Genomic DNA, 25,484 nt, shown 5'->3' on the forward strand with positions numbered 1-25,484 from the left:
ACATATCAATATTTATTCATAAAAATATATATATTTATAAAAAAATTAACAATATGAATAAAAAATACTTTTTATCCCTAGCTTTATTAGTAACAAATTTATTTTATGCTCAAAACATTGAATTCGAAGATGATTCCTTAAAAAATTATCTAATAAATCAAGACTGTGCAAAAATTGGAGATGAAAATGCAAATTTCACTCCTGTAGATTCAGATGGAGATGGTGAAATTTCTTTTGATGAAGCAAATGCTGTACATTCATTATACTTTGATTACTTTCCATCTGAAAATTTTTCTGAAATATCTTATTTTGAAAATTTAAAAAAAATAGATATTTCTTCAGTAAACTCTTTAAACTCTATAGACCTTTCTTCAAATACTTTGTTAGAAGAAATCATTTTTTTTAATATTGATAATATAATTTTTGAGAACAACTTAAATTTAAAACAAATTATTCTCTCAGGTAATGATTATTCTGAAAATGGTTTAGACTTTTCTAACCTTACACAATTAGAAACTCTTAGTGTTTCAGATTTAGGATTAAACACAATTGATTTATCTAATAATATAAACCTTAAAAATCTTTATATAGAAAATAATAATTTAGAGAATCTTGACCTTTCAAATAATATTAATCTTCAAATATTATATGCAGGAAATAATGATTTAAATTCTTTATTAATTGATAATGCAACTTCATTAAAATTACTAAAGGCTAACAATTGTAATCTAAATTCTTTAGATTTAAGTAATCTCCCAAACCTTGAAAATCTAAATGTTCAAGAAAATAATTTAAACTCTCTTGATTTTAGTAATAATCTTGAACTGAAAATTATTGATTTAAATGAAAATAATCTAACTTCACTAGATCTTTCAAATAACTTAAAACTAAATGAAGCTAATGTTAATGATAACAGTTTATCAACCATTACTCTAGCGAATCCTGAACTAAAATATCTTTTTCTTGATAGAAACAACTTAACTTCTTTAGATATATCAAACTGTAATATACTAAGAACCTTAAGTTTTAAATTAAATAATATTACGGATATAAGCTCTAGTTTTAATGCTTTTTTACTTAGACTTGACGCTGCTCAGAATCAACTAACTAATCTAGAAGTGTCTAATTTTCCAAACTTAGAAAATCTTTTAGTTAATCAAAACAATTTAAATAGTATTAATCTAGACACTTCCAATAAAATTGAACAATTAAATTTAGCGCAAAACCCAATAGAGGAAGTAAATATTGAATACTTAACAAGTATTTATTATCTTAATATTTCTAACACAAATATATCTGAGATTGATCTTTTAAATAATCTTGATTTGAAAGTCTTTAATTGTAGTAATACTAATATTAATTCTCTAGATCTTTCTACTAATAGCGAACTAGAAAATTTAATTGCAGATGATAATAATTTTGAAGAATTAGATTTAACTAACAATCATCTAATAATAAATTTATCTATTAAAAATAATGAAAGTACTATAAATAAACTTTTATTAAATGAAGTCTATTATGGTTTTCTTTTTACTTATCAAAACACTTTATTTAACTATATCTGTATTAGTAATGAATACGTATTTTATTATAAAAATTTAATTCATGAAACTCAACCTGATTGTCTAATTAATGATTTTTGTAAAGAAGACCCATTAAATTCAACAACTGTTGTTTTTGGGGATGTAAAATATAATGACAATAATGACATTTGTGATGAAAATGATAATTCTCTTCAGAATTTAAAATTTGATATTGAAAGTGCGGATTTCAATGGTAATCTTCTAGTGCCAAATAAAAATGGATATGAATTACCTTTAGAATATGGAGATTACACTATACAACCTATCATTGAGAACGCACACTTATTCTCAGTTTCACCAGAATCGGTAGATGTAACTTTTAACTATAGTAACCCTTTAGAAATTAAACAAGATTTCTGTATTACAACAATTGAAGAAGATGCTGCTTTTGATTTAACTATTATTCCTTTAACGGATGCTATTCCTGGAAAATCTACTGCTTATAAATTAATTTATCAAAATATTGGAAGTAAAACTACTTCGGGAGAATTGACTTTTAATTATAATACTTCTTTACTAGAATTTACAGATGCAATCCCTCTTGAAAACACCCATGAAAATGGAATAATTTCATGGAATTATGAAGATTTAAAACCTTTTGATTCCAGAAGTATTGTATTAAATTTTAATACTAAATATGAAGCTCCAACAGATATTACAAACGAAATAACAACGTCTATAAGCTTTAGTGATGAAACTGAGAATGAAACTGAGAATTTCAAATTAAAACAACCTATATCTACTTTACCATCGGATGGGAACAATATGATTTGTTTAGATGGTTCTGAAATTTCTAATCATCTTATCGGAGATTATTTGACTTATAAAATCAACTTTAAAAACACTACAAGTACCCCTGTAGTAAATTTAATTATTGAAAATGTTTTACTTGATTCATCTCATTTAATTGGAAGTTCTTTAAAAGTTATCGAATCTACTCATGATTATTTAATAAAAAGAGAATATGATAGCTTTCAATTTATTTTTGAAGATATTATTTTATCAAATGAGGAAGGATTTAATGAAGGTTATATTATTTTTAAAATAAAAATTGCTCCAGGAACTGAATTAGATGATGTTATCAATAATTCGGTTTCTATAAAATTTGATTATGAAGAAGAAATAATAACAAATATTGCAAAGTCAGAATTTCTTTCTACAGAAGATTTTGAAAATACTGATCTTTCAATTACGATTTTTCCAAATCCAGTGAGTGATGTTCTAAAAATCGAAGGAAAATATGGTTTAAATAACCTTAAAATATTCAATATCTTAGGAGAAAACATCAAAAATATTTCTTTTGAAAATAACTTAAGTCAAGCAGAAGTAAATGTTTCTAATATACCTTCAGGAATCTATTTCATAAAAATAGATTCGAAAAAAGGAAGTCTTTCCAAGAAAATAATTATAAAATAAAACAATAAAAACTCAAATAGCTTTTTAGTTATTTGAGTTTTTTCTTGAAATTTAATTTAAGAAAATTAATTCTTAATTTTCATTACTGTTCCTTCTTGGTTAAAATTCGAATTACCGATTTTAAATCTATACGTATAAGAATCTTTCTTTACTCCAGTAATTCTAAAATGAAAAGTTTCTTTTTCAATTGATTTCTTTGGATGTAAATATTTCGCTGTATAATTAAAATCATCTTCCCAGTGAATCACCAAAGTATCAATTACACCATTGTAGTTTTCAATTTGTAAAGAATCTTTTCTTACAAAAGTAAATTTATCATGATTTTCTCCAGCTGGAACTTCAAAAGTACCTGTTCTAAAGCGTTTACTTGTATCAGTTTTATCCGAACCACAAGAAATAGCTGTGAAAGCAATTGCCAGTATTAATAATCCTTTTTTCATGAAACCAAAAATAAGAATTCTTCTTTAACTTCGATATTTTCACAAAGGATTATTTCTTTTTTAACTTAAAATTATAATTTCAAAATCAAACAACTGGCATACATATGATTTAACACTTTATTACATCAAGTTTATTTATATCAATTGTAACTTTAAGTGATAAATTAATAAGATAATTATGAAATCAATTATTTTTTTGAGTGTAGGAAGTACTTTTGAAATTATATTATGGATTTTAGCCATCATTATAATCCTTTATGTTTTAGCAAAAAAAAAGTCGGTTTTAAATAAAGATAAAAATATTCCTTTTGATGACGCTATTGTTGAAGATGCAAATGAAGAAAATAAAAAAGAGGAAGTTGAAATTGAAAAAAACGAGGCAGAAGAAAAATCTGAAACTAAAGAATATTTAGAATCTATAAATGCTCCAAAATTGAATTTTGAACGTATTGGTAAATCTGATTCTGAAAATAAAGATGATTTGAAAGAATTAAAAGGTATTGGTCCTGTTTTAGAGAAAAAACTCAATGAAATAGGGATTACTAGCTTTTCTCAGATAGAAAATTTAAAGAAAAATGATTTACAACTTATTTCTGTTCTTATAAATTATCCTTTTCATAAAATACAAGGTAATCACTGGGCAAAGCAAGCAAAAGACATGAAAAAAGAATAAATATTTACAAATAATTTATTTTTTTTAATAATTATTTAGTAAATTTAATATTAACAAGAATTAATTATTATACAATAAAGAATAATAGTAATCTTTTCATTAAATAGTTATTTGAATTTGAATTAATTTGAAAGAGGATGTAAAATAGGTCAGTACATCCTCTTTTTTTTATGAGATTTAGTTATTTGAACCGTATTTACAACAATAGCTTCTTTTTCATCTCTTTCACGAATATATAAAAAAAATGTTTAAATAAAAACCATTTTTATAAAACTTAATATTAGACATTAAGCCTGTTCGTAACGCTCCATTTCTCTATCATAGAAAGTACTTGCTTCTTCAATTAAAGTACTAACTTGACTTGTTAATTCTTCCACATCTCCTTCTGGAATATCTTCAAACCATTCGATTTCATCATTTACTAAATTGATGATAAATCTTGGAAATTCTGTATGAATTACAAAAATTGCATCTTGATGATCTGTATTGTCTCCTAATAAAAACCTTGGTATTTCCATTTTATTTTGATTGAATTAGTTTCTTTGTTAATCTATTAAATCTTATATATAGTAAAAGTGCTGAGGCTGAAAGACCTGTCAACAATCCTACCCAAATTCCTTTTGTTCCTAAACTTGTATGCAGTCCGAAATAATAACTTACAGGAAAACCAATAAGCCAATATGCTATAAAAGTAAGAATTGTCGGTACTTTTACGTCTTGCATACCTCTTAACGAACCAATAATTACCACTTGTAAACCGTCTGAAAGTTGGAATAAAGCTGCTAAAATTAATAATCCTGAAGCAATTTGGACTACTTCAATATTTTGAGTAAAAATCCAAGGAAGCATATCTTTCATTAATGCAAATAATATTGCAAAAACAAACATTATCAAAAATATCAATAAAAAGTTTGAAAATGCAATTCTACGTAAATCTTTATATTGATGTAATCCTTTTTGGTTTCCTACACGAATAGTTGTTGCTACAGAAAGTCCAGAAGCAATCATGAAAGTTGCGGAAGCTAACTGAATTGCTATTTGATTTGCAGCTTGCGGAAATGTTCCGATTTTCCCTGCTAACCAGATAGAACCAGAAAATAAACCAACTTCAAAAAGCATTTGAAGCGAAGTTGGAAGTCCTAAACTAATGATTTTCTTATAATATATTTTGTGTAAATCTTTTCTTTTGATTCTTTCTAAAAAAGGTTTAAATTTTTTCTTACTTCTTAAAATAGCTAACATAAAGAAAAACATTACTAACCTAGAAACAAGTGTTCCGATAGCAGCTCCAACCAATTCCAGTCTTGGAAAAATCCAAACTCCATAAATTAGCATATAATTCACAATAATATTTACCACATTCGTGATCACAATAGCATACATTGCATATTTTGTCTGTGATAGCCCATCAGCGAACTGTCGTAAACTCTGAAACATCATTATGGGAATAATCGTAAAAATTACTATTGAGAAATATGGTTTTGTTAACTCAACTACTTCAGGTTGTTGATCCAATTGATCTAAGAAATTTTGAAAAATATATAAACCAATAGCTAATATAAATCCTATTAAAGTCATAAGAAGAAAAGAATGTTGAAAGATCTTTCTTCCCTTTTGAGTATTATCTTTTCCGTCAGCTTCAGCAATTAATGGAGTAATGGCAAAAGAAAAACCAATTCCTAGAGAAAGCGCAATAAAGAAAATACTATTTCCTAAAGAAGCTGCCGCTAATTCAACTGGTCCTAAACTACCAATCATTATATTATCCACAAAACTCACCATTAAATGCCCTAAAGATCCTAGCATTACAGGTAATGACAATCTTAAATTGTATGGAAATTCTTTAGTATAATTTGAGATATTCTTCAACATGATTCTATTAATTCAAAAAGCCTGCAAATGTATTCAAATTTTCTTCTTTGTTTCAGGAAAATTCATTTATATTTATGTTAAAATAAATAAGTGGTATTCTATAATTAATGAATATAGAAAAAACTTATGAAGACATGGGTTAACGAAATAAAAAAAATCTATAATAAAATAAAATATTAAAATTTCGTTTTGATTAATCCGTATCGAGTTTCTATATATTTGCAGTAAGAAAATTAAATTAATAATCATTAAAAAAATATAAAATGGCTGTATTAGTAGGTAAAAAAGCACCTCAATTTAGCGCACAAGCTGTAATTAACGGAGGAGAATTTGCATCTGATTTCACATTAGAACAATTCAAAGGAGATAAGTATGTTATCTTATTTTTCTATCCAAAAGATTTCACATTTGTTTGTCCAACAGAATTACACGCTTTCCAAGCTAAATTAGCTGAGTTCGAAGAAAGAGGTGTTGCAGTAGTAGCTGTTTCTACAGATACTGAGCAATCTCACTGGGGATGGTTACAAATGGAGAAAGCTGCAGGAGGAATCAAAGGAATTACTTACCCAATCGTTGCAGATACTAACAAAACAATCTCTAAAAACTATGACGTTTTAGCTGGAGATTATTTCTACGATGAGAACGGAGAATTACAAGCTGATGGAGAATTAATCGCTTACAGAGGATTATTCTTAATTGACAAAGAAGGAATCGTTCGTCACCAAATCGTGAACGACTTACCATTAGGAAGAAACGTTGATGAGGCTATCCGTATGGTTGATGCATTGAAATTCAACGAAGAGCACGGTGAAGCTTGTCCGGCAAACTGGAACTCTGAGAAAGAAGGATTACAAGCAACTCACGAAGGAATTGCTGATTATTTATCTAAAAACTAATAATCTAGATAATATTTAGTTAAAAACTCTCGAAGAAATTCGGGAGTTTTTGCATTTTAGACTATTTTTGAACTTTAAAAATGAAATAAAATATCATGGCTACAATTACATTAAAAGGTAATGAAATCCACACAAACGGAGAATTACCAAAAGTAGGAGAAAAAGCTCCAAATTTTGAATTAACAAAAAATGATTTATCAAAAGTTACTTTAAACGACTATAAAGGTTCTCGAGTAATTTTAAACATCTTCCCAAGTATTGACACAGGAACTTGTGCTGCTTCTGTAAGAGCTTTTAACAAACAAGCTAGCGAATTAGAAAACACTAAAGTTGTTTGTGTTTCTAGAGATTTACCATTTGCTCAAACAAGATTTTGTGGAGCTGAAGGAATCGAAAATGTAGAAACTGCATCTGATTTTGCAAACGGATCTTTTGGAAAAGATTACGGTCTAGAAATCATCGATGGGCCTTTAGCTAACTTACACTCTAGAGTTGTTATTGTTTTAAACGAAGAAGGAAACGTGTTATATACAGAGCAAGTTTCAGAAATCGTTGATGAACCTAATTATGACAATGCTTTAAAAGCTTTATAAAATACGCATATGAAAAACCCTAATGACGGATTTATAAGAGGACGTATTAGAAGTTTTAAATTTGCATTTCAAGGTGCTTGGTTGTTATTAACAACCGAGCACAGTATTATGGTACAATCTTCGCTAGGAGTTATCATGATTATTGCAGGTTTTTATTTCAATATTAGTCCCGTAGAATGGATGATTCAAATTTTAGCAATTTCAGTAGTTTTGGCTACAGAAGCTTTAAACACAGGAATTGAACGTGTAGCAGATTTCATTCACCCAGATTATCACAAAAAAATTGGAATTATTAAAGATGTTGCTGCAGGAGCTGTAACTTTTGTTGCCTTAGGAGCTTTAATCATTGGACTTATTATTTATGTCCCAAAAATTTTAAATTTAATATAAATTTTAACCAAAACTATTATTAATTTTAAAAGATACAATATATTTACCTAGAATATCCTTTATAACTATCATATTTATATTCTATAAAATTACTTAATCTAACCAAAAATTTAAAACATGAAAAAAATAGGTATTTCTATAAAAAAACTAGAAAATTTAAATAAGCCATTTCAAAACCAAGCTGTGGTTGGTTTGTTTTTAGTTTTATTTTCTTTTTTTTTAACGATATCTTTTATTTCCTATTTTTCAAACTGGGGAGAAGACCAAAGCGTGATTGGGTCTCTTACGGATAGAAGTATAGAAGTAAAAAATATGATGGGAAAAATAGGAGCTTATATTTCCTATATTTTCATCTATAAAGGATTTGGTATCGCTTCGTTTGTTTTTTCAACACTTCTTTTCCTTTCTGGTTTATACAGAATGGTGCAAGCAGATCATAAAAAACTTAGAAAAAATTGGCGTTGGGCTATGTTAGGAATGGTATGGCTTTCGCTTACTGTAAGCTTTTTCTTTCCAAAAAGTACCATAGCTTCAGGAATTATTGGTTTTGAAATTAAAGATTTTCTTCAGCATTTTTTAGGTAAAATAGGAGTTTTCTTACTTATTCTTTTTACGTTATTATCTTATTTAGCTATTCGTTTTAAAATCACTACAGAACATATTAAAAGATTCTTCTTAGCTATTTTTAATGTTTCTAAAAAACATATTGAGAAAAGAAAAGAGGAAATTGAAGTTATCAAAAAACAAAAAGCTAAAGAAGCTGAACTTAAGGCAAAAGTTCAGGCTACAGATAAGGAAAAACTTAAAAAGGAACAAAAACCTCAAACAGTACAAAAAACTACTATTAAAAAAGAGGTTCAGAAACCAGAACCAAAAGTTACATTTGAATTAAACCAAGAAACAAAACCAGAAGAACAAATATCAACAAATAAAGTAGAAAACGTAAAGCCAAAAGAAGAATCGAAATCTAATTTCACTAATTCTTTTGACAACCTTTCTCCTACAATTCAAAATTATTCTACAAATGAAGCTTCAGCTCAAGAGGATGATAGTCCGAAATTGGAAATTGAAGTTGCAGTAGAAAAAGAAGAAAAAACTGTTGAAGAAAATTTAGCAGATAGATTAGTAAATGATTTTGGTGAATTCGATCCAACTTTAGAATTAGGTAATTTCTCCTTCCCTTCTATTGATTTATTAAAAAAATATGATGAATCTATTTCTATTGATCAAGAAGAGCTGGAAGCGAACAATAATCGAATTATCGAAACTCTAAAACATTATAAAATTGGAATTGAACATATCAAAGCCACTGTTGGACCAACAGTAACTCTATATGAAATCATTCCTGAAGCTGGAGTTCGTATTTCTAAAATTAAAAACTTAGAGGATGATATTGCACTTTCTCTTTCTGCTTTAGGAATTCGTATTATTGCACCAATTCCTGGGAAAGGTACTATTGGTATTGAAGTTCCAAACAAAAAACCTTCGATTGTTTCTATGCGATCGGTTATTGCTTCTACGAAATTTCAAACATCAGAAATGGAATTACCAATTGCTCTTGGAAAATCAATTTCTAACGAAACTTTTGTAGCAGATTTGGCTAAAATGCCTCACTTATTAATGGCCGGAGCAACAGGACAAGGAAAGTCTGTTGGATTAAATGCAATCCTTACTTCCTTACTTTATAAAAAACACCCTGCGGAAGTTAAATTTGTTTTGGTAGATCCGAAAAAAGTAGAATTAACTTTATTCAACAAAATTGAAAGACATTATTTAGCAAAACTTCCAGATACAGAAGAAGCAATTATTACAGATACAACAAAAGTTATCGATACTTTAAATTCTCTTTGTATTGAAATGGATGCTCGATATGATATGCTTAAAAATGCAATGACTCGAAATATTAAAGAGTATAATGCAAAATTTAAAGCTAGAAAACTTAATCCTGAAAATGGTCATAAGTTTTTACCATATATCGTTTTAGTTATTGATGAGTTTGCAGATTTAATCATGACGGCAGGAAAAGAAGTTGAAACTCCAATTGCAAGATTGGCACAGTTAGCCAGAGCAGTAGGAATTCACTTAATTGTTGCAACACAAAGACCTTCTGTAAATGTTATTACAGGTATTATTAAAGCAAACTTCCCTGCGAGAATTGCTTTTAGAGTAACTTCTAAAATTGACTCACGTACGATTTTAGATAGTCCTGGTGCAGATCAGTTAATTGGACGAGGAGATATGTTGTATTCTGGAGGAAATGATTTGACACGTTTACAGTGTGCTTTCGTTGATACTCCAGAGGTAGAAAGAATCACAGATTTTATTGGAATGCAAAGAGCATATCCGGACGCTCATTTACTTCCAGAATATAGTTCTGAAGAGAATGGCACAAGTCTTGATATCGACATTGAAGATAGAGATAAATTATTTAAAGAAGCAGCAATTCTTATCGTTCATGCACAACAAGGATCTGCTTCACTTTTACAAAGAAAATTAAAATTAGGATACAACCGAGCAGGGAGATTAATTGATCAATTAGAAGCTGCAGGTATTGTAGGTCCGTTTGAGGGAAGTAAAGCTCGACAAGTTTTAGTCCCAGATGAAATGGCTTTAAATCAATTATTAGAAAATGAAAAGAACTAACACAAAATTTGAAATGAGAAAAGGATTATTATTGTTATTTTTTGCAATCGCAACTTTAGGATTTGGACAAAATAATGCAGAACAACTTTTAGACGAGGTTTCTAAAAAAACTGCTTCTTATAAAACAATTGAAATTGAGTTTTTATACAAACTTGATAATATGGAAGAAAACATCCATAGTCAGAAAAAAGGAAATGTTTCATTAAAAGGAGATAAGTATTTTTTAAACTTATTTGAAGTAGATTTAATGTTTGATGGAGCAAAAAAATATACAATCAACCACGAAGATGAAGAAGTAATTATTGAAACTCCAGAGGAAGATGAAGAGGGATTATTGTCTCCATCAAAAATGTTGACATTTTATAAGAAAGGATACACTTATAAAATGGATATTCAAAAAAATACTACTGGAAGAAAAATTCAATACGTAAAATTAATTCCAATTGACTCAAATGCAGAGGTTAAGTATATTTTATTAGGAATTGATGTAAAAACGAAAAATATCAATGATTTAATTGAAGTAGGAAAAAACGGAACAAATACATCAATTGTTATCACAAATATGAAAACAAACACTGTTATTTCAGATAAACTTTTTAATTTTGACCTGAAGAAATATCAAGATGATAAAAATTATTTAATATCTGAATTATAACATATATAAATTGAAAAAATTAGATCAATATATACTTAAAAGTTTTTTAACTCCTTTTTTTGCAACATTCTTAATCATCCTTTTTGTACTAATAATGCAAGCAGTTTGGTTATACTTCGATGATCTTGCAGGGAAAGGAGTTAACCTTATATTTATACTTAAATTTATTTGGTACTTATCTCTTACTTTAGTACCTATTGCAGTACCAATTGCAGTACTTTTATCTTCCATAATGGCTTTAGGAAATTTATCTGAAAATTATGAATTTGCTGCTATCAAATCTGTTGGTATTTCTTTGAAAAGAATGATGGCTCCTCTTTTAATTTTCACCTTAGCATTAAGCGCACTAAACTTTGTTTTTGCAAATAATGTCTTTCCTTATGCTTCTTTTAAACAAAGAAATTTATTAGTTAATGTAAAAAAGAAAAAACCATCTTTACTTTTAATTCCAGGAACATTTAATACAGAGATTCCTAATTTCACTATTAAATTTGATGAAAGATATGGTAAAAATGAAAACATGCTAAGAAATGTTCAAATTGCCGATCTTTCTAAAAATAGAGGAAAAATCACTGTGATTACAGCGAAGAATGGAGAAATTGTATCTAAGGAAGGAAGTAGATACATGACGATTGTTTTAAACGATGGATATTATTATACTGACGAAATTGGACATAGAACTACTTTAAAAGAAAAAAATAGACTTCCTAACTCTAGGGCAAGTTTTGAAAAATATACTGTAAACATTGATATTTCTGATTTTGGTAACGAAGGATTAGATAAAGAAAATATCAGTCAAGCAGCTGTTATGCTTCGTTTAAATCAATTAGAACCGAAAATTGATAGTCTAAAACAGGTATATGATAAAAATATTGGTTTGAAACTTAAAAACCTTTTAATTCGAACAAAAATCAACGAATTACAACCTATTAATGATTCTTTAAAAGTAAAAGGTTTGTCAGAAAATGTTCTAGAAAACTTTAATTTAGAAGGTCAATTAATTGTACTTGATAATGCTATTTCTTCAATGAAAAGAACTAACATGAATGTAAAAAGTACAACTAGTAGTTTCAAACTAGACAGAAAAAGATTAAATCAATATGATTTTGAGTTTTACCACAGAGTTGCTTTCTCATTAGCTCCACTTATTTTATTCTTTATTGGTGTACCTTTAGGTTCTATTATTAGAAAAGGAGGATTTGGAGTTCCGATGGTATTAGCAATCGTTGTCTTTGTCATTTATTTCTTCATTGACACATTTGGTAAAAACTTATCAGAAGAAAGTGCATTGCCAGCATCTTTTGCAAGTTGGCTTGCAACCATAGTTTTATTCCCTTTCGGAATGTTTTTAACATATAAAGCAACAAAAGGAATGGGAGTATTTGATATTAATAACGTAATTCAACCTATCAAAAACTTTTTCAATAAGTTAGGTTTAAAAAAGGAAAAACAACACAACAATCGATAAAATGGAAAAAAAAGCACTGAATACAATACCAGAAGCTATAGAAGACATTAGAAATGGTAAAATGGTAATTGTTGTAGATGATGAGGATAGAGAGAATGAAGGTGATTTCATCGCTGCTGCTGAAACAGTTACACCAGAAATGATCAATTTTATGGCTACTCATGGAAGAGGACTTATTTGTGCTCCGCTTGTAGAAGAAAGATGTGAGGAGTTAGAATTGAATATGATGGTAACAGATAATACTGTTCTTCACAATACACAATTTACGGTTTCAGTTGATTTAATCGGACAAGGATGTACTACTGGTATTTCTGCACACGATAGATCAAAAACAATCATGGCTTTAACTAAAGAAGAGACGAAGCCAGCAGATTTAGGAAGACCTGGGCATATTTTTCCATTAAAAGCTAAAGAAGGTGGAGTTCTAAGAAGAACTGGACATACAGAAGCTGCTGTAGATTTAGCTAGATTAGCTGGATTCAAACCAGCTGGAATCTTAGTAGAGATTCTTAATGAAGATGGAACAATGGCTCGTTTACCTCAGTTATTAAAAGTAGCTGAGAAATTTGATTTAAAAATCATTTCAATTGAAGATTTAGTTGCTTACAGAATGCAACACGATTCTTTAATTAATAAAATCGAAGATTTCGAAATTGAATCTCGTTTTGGTAACTTCAGATTAAGAGCGTATAAGCAAACAAATAATAATCAGGTTCATTTAGCTTTAAGTAAAGGTGAATGGACAAAAGATGAAGAAGTATTAGTTAGAGTAAATTCTACTTTAGTAAATAATGATATTCTTGGGACACTTACAAACAATCCTGATGAAAAACTTAAAGGAGTTTTTGATTTAATTAATAAAGAAGGAAAAGGTGTTGTAGTATTTATCAATCAAGAAAATCAATCTTTCGATTTAATCCAACGTTTAGGTTTATTCAAAAAAGCTATTGCTGAAGATAAAAATGCAAAAGCACCTAGTTTAGTTATGGATGAAAAAGACTTTGGAATTGGAGCTCAAATTTTACATGATTTAGGAATTGAGAAATTAAATGTAATTTCAAATAGTTCTCATGATAAAAAAAGAGTTGGAATGACTGGTTATGGTCTTGAAATCGTGGATTATTCTACATACTAAATAAAATCATATTTTATAGAAAAAGCCGCTAATTAGCGGCTTTTTTTCTTCTTTTATACAAAAACAAGCTTTACTTTTGTTATACAAAATCTCTTTAAAACAGAGATAAAATTCATCTAAAAATAACCAAATACTATGGATGTATTGACAAGAGACTATGTAGCTGTATTTGTTATTATTGCACTAGGAATCTTCCTTGGAAAATTCAAAATCAAAGGTGTTTCTCTAGGAACTTCAGCTGTTTTATTTGTAGCACTTATCTTCGGACATTATGGAGTTGTAGTCCCTCCTATTTTTAAAACAATCGGTTTAATCTTTTTTATTTTCACTATTGGAATCCAAGCTGGGCCTGGTTTTTTTGATTCGTTTCGTTCTGATGGTTTAAAATTGATAATTATTTCTGCAATTGTTGTAGTAGCTGGTGGAATTACTGCTGTAGTTGCTTCTTATTTCTTTAATGTCAATTTACTCTATGCCATTGGAATTTATACCGGAGCTCTAACTAGCACACCTGGTCTTGCTTCTGCTATTGATGCAACGGGCGGAGCTGTTGAAACTTCTATTGGTTATGGTGTTGTTTATCCTTTTGGTGTTTTGGGTGTAATTCTTGTAATTCGACTGATTCCAAAAATTTTTAGAATTGACGTAGAAAAAGAAGAACAAGATTATTACGAAAAAACAAATAAAAACTTTCCAAAATTAGCTGCAAAAAATTTTATCGTTTCTAATGAAAATATTTTTGATAAAAGTTTTGTTGAGCTAAAAATCAATTCGATGACTGGTGCAAATATTTCTAGAATTTTAAAAAAAGGTCAAGATGTTTTTATGCCAAATAAAGATTTAATTCTAGAAAAAGGAGATATCATCAGAGCTGTAGGTAGCAAAAAATCTTTGAAAAAAGTCGCTTTTTTAGTCGGAGAAGAAACGGATGAAGAAATTCCGACAAGTGATCGTTGTATTGTAGATTGGGTTTTGGTTACGAATAAAAAAATTGTAAATAAGTCTTTAAGTGAATTATCTCTAGGGAAAAACTATAATGCAACTGTTACAAGAATTCGTAGAGCAGGAATTGATATGACACCAAACTCAAATTCAAGACTTCGCTTTGGAGATAAATTGATGATTGTAAGTGGAACTTATAATAGAGATGCTGTAATCAAACTAATAGGAGATTCTTCTAAAAAACTTATGGAAATTGATTTCCTGCCAATTTCTATTGCAATTATTCTTGGAATTGTACTTGGAAATATTTCTGTTCCTCTTTTTGGAATTAATTTTAAATTAGGAATTACAGGTGGAGTTTTATTAATTTCTTTAATGCTTTCAAGAATAGGAAAAACTGGAAATATCATTTGGAATGTTTCTGGACATGCAAATCAACTTTTAAGGCAAATGGGGCTTTTATTTTTCCTTGCTTCCATTGGAACCTCAGCAGGAACTAATTTTATTTCAACCATAGAAAAACAAGGAATTGAATTATTTTTAATGGGAATTATGGTTACCATTATTCCGATGTTTTTAGCAGTAATTATTGGAAGATATATTCTAAAAATAAATTTCCTTTCTTTGCTAGGAGCACTTACTGGAGGTATGACAAGTACGCCTGGACTGAGCGCTATTACTTCTTTAACCAAAACAAATGCACCTCCTGTAGCTTATGCAACAGTTTATCCTTTTGCAATGGTAATTCTTATAATTTGTACGAAAATAATTGGAGCAATATTATTATTTAAATAAAAAAAGAGGCTTATAAAAAGCCTCTCATATACTTTAAAATCTACTTTGAAAGGAGTCCTCACTTCCCTTCCAGGTTCTATTTTAAAAGTTTAATCTTAATTATTTTCAAAAGGATCCGACCATTTTGGATTTGTATACATGTCCGTTCCTCCTAGTGTTTTCAAAAATGCAATTAAAGCAGCTTTATCTTCAGCTGTCAAATTTAAACCTTGATTATTTCCTCCTCCCGTCAATCTAGGATCTAAATTTGTATTTTCAGGACTTGCTGAAACCGTATTATAATGTTCAATCACTTCTTCTAAAGTAGTAAACTTTCCATTATGCATCATCGGTCCGTTCAATTCTCCATTAGCATTGAATAAATCTCTTAGAGAAGGAGATTTTGTAACAATTAGATCTAATTCTGTTTCGTCACCAATTACTCCTATAATTCCATTATTCAATGATTCTGGGTCTATATCGAACTCTGGAGCTCTATGACACCCCATACATCCTGCTCCTCCATTAGGAGGTGGTTGCAAAAATAGTAATTTTCCTTGATTTTCTTGCATAGTAAAATTAGGAAATGGTTGAAATTCTTCTTGAACTTGCGCTCTACCCTCGTCATACTTAGAATCAAAGGATTGAATACTTCTTACAAATTGCGCTAAACATTCCTGAATTCTCACTGGAGTGACATTTTCATCACCATAAACCAATTTAAAAAACTCTTGATAATAATCAATTGCTTCTAATTTTGGGAATAATTCTTCAAACGAAGGAAAACCATCTTCACCACTGAATCCCATTTCTACATGACTTTGAATTGGCAAAATCACTTGATCTTCTAGAGTATTTGCTCTTTCATCCCAAAAAAAATGAGTTTCTTCACTGAATCTTGCGTTTACTAGACGCATTGAATGTCTTTCCGTATTTCCATTCACGCCAGGACTTGCTAATAGATTATCACTAAAAGCAAACTCTTGTTTATGGCAGCTTGCACAAGCTATTGTATTGTCTTTAGATAAATTTTTATCATAAAACAAAACTCTTCCTAAAGTAGCTTTGATGTCAGTAATTTGATTAGAACCTGAATTATCTTTTGTGATGTAATTCGGAATTTGCTGATTTGCGTAATCATATAAATTGTCTAAATCAATCGTATTTCCGAAGTTTTGCTTAATTGCAGCATAGGGATCATTATTTTCTTCTTCTTGCTCTTCTTCTATCTGAATATATTCTTGTGAGTCATCATCATTACATGAAATATAAATCATAGAAAAACTCAACAAAAAAATCATAAAACTAATTTTCTTCATACGTCGTCATAAATTGGTTAGCTTGTTCTATGACTATGAAATTAGAAAAAGGTTTATTGATTCTGTATTTATTTTTTCATAATGTTTGAATTATTTTGTTAAAAAGTAGAATTAATCAACGTTTATTTTAATTATTTAATTTTCGGTATTTCAATCTAATAACAATATAAACAATCCATGATAAAATAACTAAAACTAGTAAAATCAAAATTTTCTGTTCCAATTTTTCTTGCTTCTCGAAAGTATAATCATATTCATTTTCTTCCTCTTCTAAATCTGTATTATAAACATCAAAAATATTATTTGCTTTTGTTACTTCCTGAATAAATTCAGGGATTTCAGCATTTTCTTTTATGTTTTTCAGAGGTTTTAAATATTCTAAAGTAAAAGCTGCAAAAATAGTATCCTTTGTTTCCCAAACTTCTTTATTATACTTAACCCAATCTCTTTTTATTTCTGTAACCTTAGGTGATAAAATATGAATACTATCTGTTTTCTTTATTTTTAATAAAACTTCTTTTTTCTTAAAAAATAGAGCTTCGACTTTATACCAAGATTCTGTTTCATTCAATTCTTCACACATTTTTATAGGATTTACAAATGTTTTAAAAACATTAAAAGTCCCAGAAGTATCATTTAGTTTAATATTTACATTCACTTCTTCTTTCTCTTTATCAATAGTAAATATTTGAATATTATTAGAAATACGCTGATTATAAAAAGAAAGTGAACTATCTAAAATTAGATTAAAAAAATTAATTTTTAAATCTAAATCATTTCCTTTTTGATAAATCAAATTAAATTTATTAATTATAGAACCTCTAAAGTTAATATCCAAATCAAATTTATATCTCCCGTCCTCAGGATACTCTTTTCGCATCGCAGATTTATCTAAAGGATCGAAAACAGCTGTAATTTTTAAATTATTTTCTTGCGAATTTTCTTGAGGAAATATAATTTTTGCATCTTCTGGATGAACTCTTAATCCATAATAAAACTTATCAAACTGACGATATTTAAGTCGTCCAATTGTAGGCTCTGTAAAAGGATTAAAAGTTAAAGTATCATTCTCAAAAACATATTCTATTGCGGATTCATCAAAACTTGAAGCACTTATAATCTTCTGAAATTCTTCTCTTGAGTTTTTTAAATTCCCTAATATTGGCCAAGATTTCACTCCTAAAACTTCTAACATTTTAACGGTTAAAATCGTTTTTGCTAATTTCGAACCATAAGTTAATTCTAATGTTTTATCAGCATAGTTAGAATTTACATTTGATTTTTCTAAATTATCAATATCTTTTTGGATGAAATCAAAAACTGCTTTAATTTTCTCTTCAGTTGATTGGCTATTTTTAGTTAGTTCAACAACTTTTTTCTTCAAATTCTCAGAAGGACTTTTATCAAGCTCTAAATTCACAAACTCTTTTGAAACTACCGATTCCCATGATTGATCTTGATAAAAAACAATACTTTTTCTTGATTTTTTTTGATTAATAGTTTTTGAATTATCAAAATAAGATTCTAAATAATTCATTCCTCCTTTTCGATATTTTTTTAGATTAACTGTATCTAAATTTTGTGTAATTATATCTCCTCCATTTTCTATAATTAAAAAATATTTTAAACCATTCAGATCATATGGCGTCATGAATTCTTCATGATAAAAAGAATTTTGTTTGTTTGTTCTACGTTTTTTTAATGTGTATGAAAACTCAACTACATCTCCTATTTTAAAAGAACTATTTTCAATTTTAAATGTCACAAAATCCAAAAGAACCTCTTCACCAATATTTTGTTTCAATTCATTTTTATCAAAATCGTTTATTTCTAAAATATTTAATTCTTCATCATCTCGATAAATTCTTAAAGAATGTAACTCAATTATCTCTTCATCTCGATTAATTTTAAGAAGAAACTCTTTACTTAAATCATTCTCATAATTTATATAATAATATTCTCTATAAAAAGTTTCTTTCAGAACATTATTATATTGTACTTCTTCTTGAATTTTAGGATTATTCTTAAATAAATTTTCATAAATTTTTGGCAAAGGATAATTTTTAATCCAAATAGGTTTTTCTGTTATTTTTAAATAATCTATCTTTTGTTTTTTATTTTGTGAAAAAACATTATTCGAAACAGTTATAAATATTAAAAGAAAAAGAATTGAATATATTTTTAAATGTCTAATCATAGCTGGTAATAATTCTAAATTATGAATTTTTTTTTCTGATTCTAAATATTAAAACAATAGGAATAACAATTAGTATAATTAATACGGAAATAAATAGTTTTAAATAAAACGAATCGTAGTAATATTTTTCACCTTTATATTCATAAACTTCATATTTTTTAAAAAGATGTACATTATTCAATTTTAATATTTCATCTTGAACTTTCTTTACTTCCTCGTATCTAGAAGATTCTAAACTAGATTTTAAAAAATTGGCTGTTACAAGCGAGTAAATTGTATCATTTTCTTCCCAAGTTTTATTTTTATAATCTATCCAATCTGTCTTTATTTTATGAGAATTCGCATCAAAATTATTAATCCATGGTGCCTTTTTAATTTTTAATAAAACTTCAACATTTTTATGATTCGTTAGAACAAAATACTTACCTATTTTTTCTTTTTCTTCAATATTTAAAATGGTAACAGGATGTGGTATATAATATTCATCATTATCTTGAGAATATAAATATCTACTGTCATAAACTAATTCTTTATCATGCTTTTTAGTACTTATATTAATTATCCTATCCTTTTCATTAAAATCATAAGTAACTTCATTGTAACTTTCATAAACTCTTGAAAATGCAGACATAAAATAATAACTATCATTAGGCAACCAAAAATTTGATCTATTTTGCAAGTATTGACTCTGTATAAAGTCTACCATATTCCCTTTTACCTCCATATCCATTTCATGATGAAAACGTTTTAATTCCGTACTATTTTTATCTTGAATAGTATCTTTAATAGGAATATAATTTACTGTGAGAGATAGTTCATTTTTTTGATTATCGGGAAGTTTTATCATTTTATTTTCACCAGGAATAATTCTAAGTCCATATCTATACTTATGAACTTGTCTATCTTGCAGGCTTCCATGTTGCGGAATAGTTGTAGAATCAAATAATAAAACATCATCTTCAAAAACGTACTGAATAACTTCATGATCAAATCCAACTAGTGAAGGCATATCTAATAAACGCTCATCAAATCCTCTTGAATTAACTATAACTGGCCAAGCTTCTACCCCTAGAACCTCAAGCATTTTTATAGTCAATAATGATTTTGATTTACAATCTCCTAGGTTTTGTTTTAAAGTAGCATCCGGTTTTTTCGGATCAATTAAACCATAAGCTAAATAATGAATTTCTTTTTGTGTATAATCTAATACCTTCAATATTTTTTCTTCAAGCGTTTTACTGTTTTTAGTTAGTTCTTCCACTTTCGTTTTTATTAAAGGAGAAACTGGCGTATCCAGTTGATGGTTTTTTAAATTTAAATCAACTATATCTTTCCATTCATTTCGTGTAAATAAATAAATTGTCGGAACTTCAGAATGCCAACCAACTTGATTGTAAAAAACTTTAGATTTATCTTGAGAATATTCAAATTCATGATAATTTACTCCATTTTTTTTCTGAGTTTCAATGGGAATATTTGCATTTAAAATTTTATGCTCAATTCCATTTTTTTCATTTTCAACTACTAAAGTAAAATAACTTCCTCGAAGATTTTCAATATATAAATCTTGTCTTAAAAAAAATGTATCATCAATATCAGGCTGAATACCTTTAATAGTATAAGAAATTTCAAAAATATCACCTACCTCAACTTTGTCAAACTGAATTAGTAATTTCCCATTTATATCATAAACTTCATTAGAAGCAGTAATTTCAAAATATCCTTTACTAATATTAGTTTCACCTATTAGATCTATTACTTCTCCATTTCTATATATTTTATTAGAATGCATGGTAAAAGAATAATATTCTGGATCTAACTCAAGTTCTAGTTTATTCACTGCTTTTTTACCATAAACATTTTTCACATAATAAATTAATTTATGAAACCTCTCTTTTGTAATATGGTTATATTGATATTCTTTTTGAATAAGAACTAAATCATTATCATATTCTTTTAATTCTGGAAAAGGATATTCTTTAACCCACGATGGTTTCTCAGCAAAATTTACTTTCTGTTCTAATAAATTTTGAGAAAAACAAAATATCTGAAAAAGTAAGAGTATAATACAAAGTATAAATCTTTTTTTATTTCTCATTTCTAGCATATTTTTAATTGAATTTTGAACAAAAATAAAAAACCTAATCAATTAACAATTAAATATTTCTATTTTCTAAGCAATTTTATATTCTCTTCTGTTTTTTAAGTTTTTTTAATTTCCTCCTAGCTCTAATAAAAAGTACCCACGGAACAAAAAATAGAACAACAAGGCTTGTTAATCCTAAATAAGGAAGAAATCTATTGTAAAACCAAAATCCTTTTCTTTCTGAATAATCAAACTCATATCTCAGATCTATACTATTTGCTTTTTGAATTTTATCATATACTTCCACCATTTCATCATTATTTTCTTCAATCATAGTTGGTTTTAAAAACTCCGCAGCATAAGAAGCATAAATTGTATCTTGTGATTCCCAAGTTTTCTTATGATACTTTATCCAATCATTTTCGATAATAAGTGTATCTGGTTTAAAAATATTCATCCAATCGGCTTTTTTGATTTTAAAAAAAGCTTCTCTCTTTTTAAACTTCGATTCATTATACGATTTCCAAAGATTTTCTTTATCATAGACATTGAAAATCTTCATAGGATTCGAAAATTGAGAAGTACGTCGATCTCCTTCTATTTCCTCCAACAATTCGTGTCCTGTTCGAAAATTCACTTTAGAAGTATCTTTTAGTTTAAAATTTGAATTAATTACACCATTTTCTGAATTCATTTCAAAATCAAATTGAATTTGTTTTGAAGCTAATTGTCCATAAATATTTATATATTTCTCATTTAGAAATTCTATATACTGCTTTTTTATTTTTTTTGAATCTAATTTTTCATAAACACTATTTAAATTATTAGCAATTGGGCCTTTTATTTTAAGATTTATATCATATTTAAACGCATTAAAATCATCAAAATAACCAAATTCATCAAAATTCTCAGATTTTTCAGTAGGAGCATAAATTGCTGTTAATAAAAGTTCATTTTCTATTAATTCTTTAGGTTGAATAAACTTTATAGCATTCGGTAACATTCTTAATCCTAAATTAAAATCTTTGAATTGACGATGTCTTAATTTTCCATAATTTGCAAAAGAAAATGGATCAAAAATTAATGTATCTTTTTCAAAAATATATTCAATAATTTTTCGATCAAAAACGGAAGTTGATGTAATTTTTTCAATCTCATTTTTAAATTCATTTGTTCTGATTAAAACTGGCCAAGACTTTACTCCTAAAACTTCTAACATTTTTATGGTTAAAATAGCTTTTGATTTATCATCTGCATAAGTCAAATCCAAAGCCGTATCAGCAAAATTAGAATTTGAGTAACTCGAATTTAAGTTCGAAATTTCTTTTTGTGTAAAATCCAAAACTTTGGTAATTTTAGATTCTAAACTTAATAATCCTTTGGTTAATTCATGAACTTTTTCATGAACTTTTTTGGAAGGAAACGTATCCAATTCCATTTTTTTTAGTTCTTCTAAAACTATTGTATTCCAATTATTCCGTGGATAAAAATAAATTTTTGCATCACTAGAATTTTGTTCTACTTCATCTCCAACATTTTTTTGAGAATATTTGTATTCAAAAACATTAGCCCCATTCTTTCGATATTTTTTCACTTTCTGTTTCGCATTCGAAACTGTGTAGTCTATGCTTCCTAGATCTTCAATTAAAAGTACATATTTTGTTCCTCTCAAATTTTCAACCTGTAATACATCCTCAAAATAAAAAGGTTTTGTTTTCGTATTATCTTTATTTTTTAAAACATAAGAAACTTCAATCACATCCTCAAACTTCAAATTATCAAAATGAACTTCAATGTCTGTTGTTTTTTCATATTTTTTCTCACCTAAACTTTTAGCATTGTTATATCTTTCTATATATACTTTTTCTATAAGATCTATAATTTTCCCTTTTCTATGTATACTTATGGTGCAAAAAAGTAGAGAGTCTTTTTTTTGATTGAAACTTATATTATTATAGCTAAAACGTTCAAAACCTCTTGGAGAATTTATATGATACAAATCTTTTATATATTTCTCCTTCAAAATATGATTGTTCTGAATTTCTCTTTGCATTAATGAAAAACTCCCATCATATTCCTGTTTTTTTGGTTTTGGATATTTTTTAACCCAAGATGGTGTTTTTGTAAATTGTATTTTTTGATCAATTTTATTTTGAGCGAAACTTTTATTTCCTGATAAATTCAATATCATAAATAATAATATCGAAACAGTCTTTATAATTTTTGTTATCATAGCGGATTTCAAAATAATTTAAGAATTTAATCTTTTAATTTTTTTTCGAGTTTTTATATAAAGAATGATTGGTAAAATGAATAAACCTATTATAGAAATTAGAATACTCCAAGCTATTATTTTACCACCATAATATTTCCAAAATCCCTTTCTTTCTATTTTACTTTTTTCTTTAAAAAGAAGAAGATTATTTGATTTTAAAATTTGTTCTTGAATTTCTTTTACCTCATCATATCTTGTAGAATCTAATGTTAGTTTTAAAAAATTCGTAGAAACTAAAGAATAAATAGTATCATTTTTTTCCCAAGTTTTCATTTTATAATCCATCCAATCTGTATTAATAGTCAAAGAATCCTCCTTGAATTTATTTACCCAAACAGGTCTCTTTAATTTGATTAAAACTTCTTGTTTTTTAAATTTAGAAAGATTAAAATAAACTCCAATTTCATCTTTTTTTCTAATATTCAAAAATTGAAAAGGATGTACTAGTGCAGAACCACCTTTTTTATAATCTAAATTAATCCTATTTAATGTAGTACTTTCAGCCTCAAAATTATTGTAAACAAAACTTGTATTAATCTCTCGTTCTTTTTCATGAAATAAAAAACTTGATTCAAAATCTGAAAAGTTGTACTTAAATATATTTTGATAATGTTCAATAAAATTATTACAATAGTAATTACTGAAAAAATTCTTTTTCCCATTATTATGGTTAATATGTTCAAATTGATTTACAATATTTCCTTTTATTTTAGAAGAAATTCCTAAAATAAAATTCATATGAACAAAATCATATCTATCTGGAATAGAATCTAATTCTTTTAAAGTTTTGTATGTAATTTCAATTGAAATCTCATTATCATTTACAATATCCAGTTTTGTCATTTTATTTGTTCCTGGAATAGTTCTTAGACCATACCTAAAATGATGCTCTTGCCTATCTTTTAAAGTTCCATATTGAGGGAATGTTGTAGAGTCAAAAATCAAAGTATCCTTTTCATATACATATTCTATTACTTCATGATTAAAAGTTGAGAAAGTAGGAGTATCAATAAATCGCTCATCAAATCCTTTAGAATTAACTATTATAGGCCAAGCTTTAACTCCTAAAACTTCCAACATTTTAATTGTTAAAAGTGATTTAGATTTACAATCTCCATATTCCAAATCTAAGGTTACATCTGTCTTTTTTGGCTCAATTAATCCATAATCTAAATACTCAATTCTTTTTTGAGTAAAATCTAAGATGTTTAGGATTTTTTCTTCTAAAGTTTTACTGTTCTTTGTTAGTTTTTGAACTTTATTAATCACTTTTTCAGATGGTGGAATCTCTAATTTATGATTCTTTAAATTGATTTCTACAATATCTTTCCATTGTTTATCCGCATAAAAATAAATTTTTGGAATAACAGAATGCCACAATACTTGATTATAAAAAATGGTAGACTTATTTTGAAGAAAATTATATTCATGATAATTCCATCCATTCTTTTTATATTTCTTGACTTCGATTTCCGAATTTAAAACTTTATGTTTTATTTCTTCTTTTTCATTTTCTATTATTAAGGAATAAGATTTCCCTCTTAAATCATCTAGATATAAATCTTGTTTAAATGAAAAGAAACCATGTTTATCTGGTTGATAACCTTTTACAGTATATGAGATTTCTATAAGATCTCCTGTTTTTACTTTTTCATTTATAATTGTTATTCCTCCTTCAAGATCATATTCTTTTCCAGAAACAATTTCTTCTTTAATTAATTGATTTGTTTTAGTTTTATCTGTTAATTCTATTTCTTTTCCCTCTCTATAAATTTTATAGGAATTCAAAAAAACAGACTCATATTCTGGATCATAATTAAAATAAAAACTTTTAAAATCTTTTTTCCCTTTAACATTATTTACATAATAAAACATTTTTCGATAATGTTCTTTAGTTACAGAATTATATTGGTTTTCATAATGTATTATAGGTAAATCATTATCATATTTTGTAATCTCAGGAAAAAGATATTCTTTTACCCAAGAAGGTTTTTCAGTTATACAAATATTATTCTCTTGTATATTTTGTGAAAAACCAATAAAATGAAAAAATAAAAACACTAGACATAGCAAAATCTTCGTTCTCTTTCTTTTCTCTCGCATATTTTTAATTAATTTTTCAGCAAA

Annotated in this window: 18 protein-coding genes; 10 read left to right on the forward strand and 8 right to left on the reverse strand. The window is 27.2% G+C overall.

The window, feature by feature from the left end:
• The first annotated feature begins 53 nt into the window (after positions 1-53).
• On the forward strand, positions 54-2,999 hold the full coding sequence (locus tag I0K12_RS11050) for a T9SS type A sorting domain-containing protein (protein ID WP_196888040.1): 2,946 nt from the start codon (positions 54-56) through the stop codon (positions 2,997-2,999).
• Between the two features lie 65 nt (positions 3,000-3,064).
• Here the strand turns inward: I0K12_RS11050 and I0K12_RS11055 are convergent, their stop codons facing one another.
• Positions 3,065-3,439 (reverse strand): hypothetical protein, encoded by a 375-nt coding sequence (locus I0K12_RS11055; protein ID WP_196888041.1) that lies wholly within the window; start codon positions 3,437-3,439, stop codon positions 3,065-3,067.
• Between the two features lie 178 nt (positions 3,440-3,617).
• Between I0K12_RS11055 and I0K12_RS11060 the strand changes: the two genes are divergently transcribed.
• Positions 3,618-4,112, forward strand: coding sequence for a hypothetical protein (locus I0K12_RS11060; RefSeq protein WP_196888042.1), 495 nt, complete (start codon positions 3,618-3,620; stop codon positions 4,110-4,112).
• Between the two features lie 287 nt (positions 4,113-4,399).
• Here the strand turns inward: I0K12_RS11060 and I0K12_RS11065 are convergent, their stop codons facing one another.
• Both I0K12_RS11065 and I0K12_RS11070 read right to left on the reverse strand, forming a co-directional pair.
• Positions 4,400-4,630: a hypothetical protein gene (locus I0K12_RS11065; RefSeq protein ID WP_196888043.1), complete on the reverse strand. Its 231-nt coding sequence runs from the start codon at positions 4,628-4,630 to the stop codon at positions 4,400-4,402.
• 1 nt (position 4,631) lies between these two features.
• Entirely contained in the window at positions 4,632-5,984 is a 1,353-nt protein-coding gene (locus I0K12_RS11070) for an MATE family efflux transporter (RefSeq protein ID WP_196888044.1), read from the reverse strand.
• A gap of 263 nt (positions 5,985-6,247) precedes the next feature.
• Between I0K12_RS11070 and I0K12_RS11075 the strand changes: the two genes are divergently transcribed.
• The 8 genes from I0K12_RS11075 to I0K12_RS11110 all read left to right on the forward strand — a co-directional run bounded on the left by I0K12_RS11075 (position 6,248) and on the right by I0K12_RS11110 (position 15,501).
• Positions 6,248-6,880 (forward strand): peroxiredoxin, encoded by a 633-nt coding sequence (locus tag I0K12_RS11075; RefSeq protein ID WP_196888045.1) that lies wholly within the window; start codon positions 6,248-6,250, stop codon positions 6,878-6,880.
• A gap of 95 nt (positions 6,881-6,975) precedes the next feature.
• Positions 6,976-7,473, forward strand: coding sequence for a thiol peroxidase (tpx, locus tag I0K12_RS11080; RefSeq protein WP_196888047.1), 498 nt, complete (start codon positions 6,976-6,978; stop codon positions 7,471-7,473).
• A 9-nt stretch (positions 7,474-7,482) separates the two neighbouring features.
• Complete coding sequence (locus I0K12_RS11085) at positions 7,483-7,863, forward strand: diacylglycerol kinase family protein (RefSeq protein WP_196888050.1); 381 nt, start codon at positions 7,483-7,485, stop codon at positions 7,861-7,863.
• A 117-nt stretch (positions 7,864-7,980) separates the two neighbouring features.
• Positions 7,981-10,506: an FtsK/SpoIIIE family DNA translocase gene (locus I0K12_RS11090; protein ID WP_196888052.1), complete on the forward strand. Its 2,526-nt coding sequence runs from the start codon at positions 7,981-7,983 to the stop codon at positions 10,504-10,506.
• Positions 10,493-11,161, forward strand: coding sequence for a LolA family protein (locus I0K12_RS11095; protein WP_231372744.1), 669 nt, complete (start codon positions 10,493-10,495; stop codon positions 11,159-11,161). Before I0K12_RS11090 ends, I0K12_RS11095 begins: the two co-directional genes overlap by 14 nt.
• 10 nt (positions 11,162-11,171) lie before the next feature.
• Positions 11,172-12,629, forward strand: coding sequence for an LptF/LptG family permease (locus tag I0K12_RS11100; protein ID WP_196888054.1), 1,458 nt, complete (start codon positions 11,172-11,174; stop codon positions 12,627-12,629).
• A gap of 1 nt (position 12,630) precedes the next feature.
• On the forward strand, positions 12,631-13,764 hold the full coding sequence (gene ribB / locus I0K12_RS11105; protein WP_196888056.1) for a 3,4-dihydroxy-2-butanone-4-phosphate synthase: 1,134 nt from the start codon (positions 12,631-12,633) through the stop codon (positions 13,762-13,764).
• 135 nt (positions 13,765-13,899) lie between these two features.
• Positions 13,900-15,501, forward strand: a complete 1,602-nt coding sequence (locus I0K12_RS11110; protein WP_196888057.1) for an aspartate:alanine exchanger family transporter — start codon at positions 13,900-13,902, stop codon at positions 15,499-15,501.
• 95 nt (positions 15,502-15,596) lie between these two features.
• Here the strand turns inward: I0K12_RS11110 and I0K12_RS11115 are convergent, their stop codons facing one another.
• From I0K12_RS11115 to I0K12_RS11135, 5 genes are all read right to left on the reverse strand, one after another.
• Positions 15,597-16,781, reverse strand: a complete 1,185-nt coding sequence (locus tag I0K12_RS11115) for a cytochrome-c peroxidase (protein ID WP_231372745.1) — start codon at positions 16,779-16,781, stop codon at positions 15,597-15,599.
• Between the two features lie 145 nt (positions 16,782-16,926).
• Entirely contained in the window at positions 16,927-18,996 is a 2,070-nt protein-coding gene (locus I0K12_RS11120) for a hypothetical protein (RefSeq protein ID WP_196888061.1), read from the reverse strand.
• 19 nt (positions 18,997-19,015) lie between these two features.
• On the reverse strand, positions 19,016-21,094 hold the full coding sequence (locus I0K12_RS11125) for a DUF3857 domain-containing protein (protein ID WP_196888062.1): 2,079 nt from the start codon (positions 21,092-21,094) through the stop codon (positions 19,016-19,018).
• An 85-nt stretch (positions 21,095-21,179) separates the two neighbouring features.
• Positions 21,180-23,273, reverse strand: coding sequence for a DUF3857 domain-containing protein (locus I0K12_RS11130; RefSeq protein ID WP_196888064.1), 2,094 nt, complete (start codon positions 23,271-23,273; stop codon positions 21,180-21,182).
• Between the two features lie 60 nt (positions 23,274-23,333).
• Entirely contained in the window at positions 23,334-25,460 is a 2,127-nt protein-coding gene (locus I0K12_RS11135) for a DUF3857 domain-containing protein (RefSeq protein ID WP_196888065.1), read from the reverse strand.
• Positions 25,461-25,484: the final 24 nt, after the last annotated feature.

The organism is Aureivirga sp. CE67 (assembly GCF_015767245.1).
In the GTDB taxonomy this organism is placed as follows: Bacteria; Bacteroidota; Bacteroidia; order Flavobacteriales; family Flavobacteriaceae; genus Aureivirga.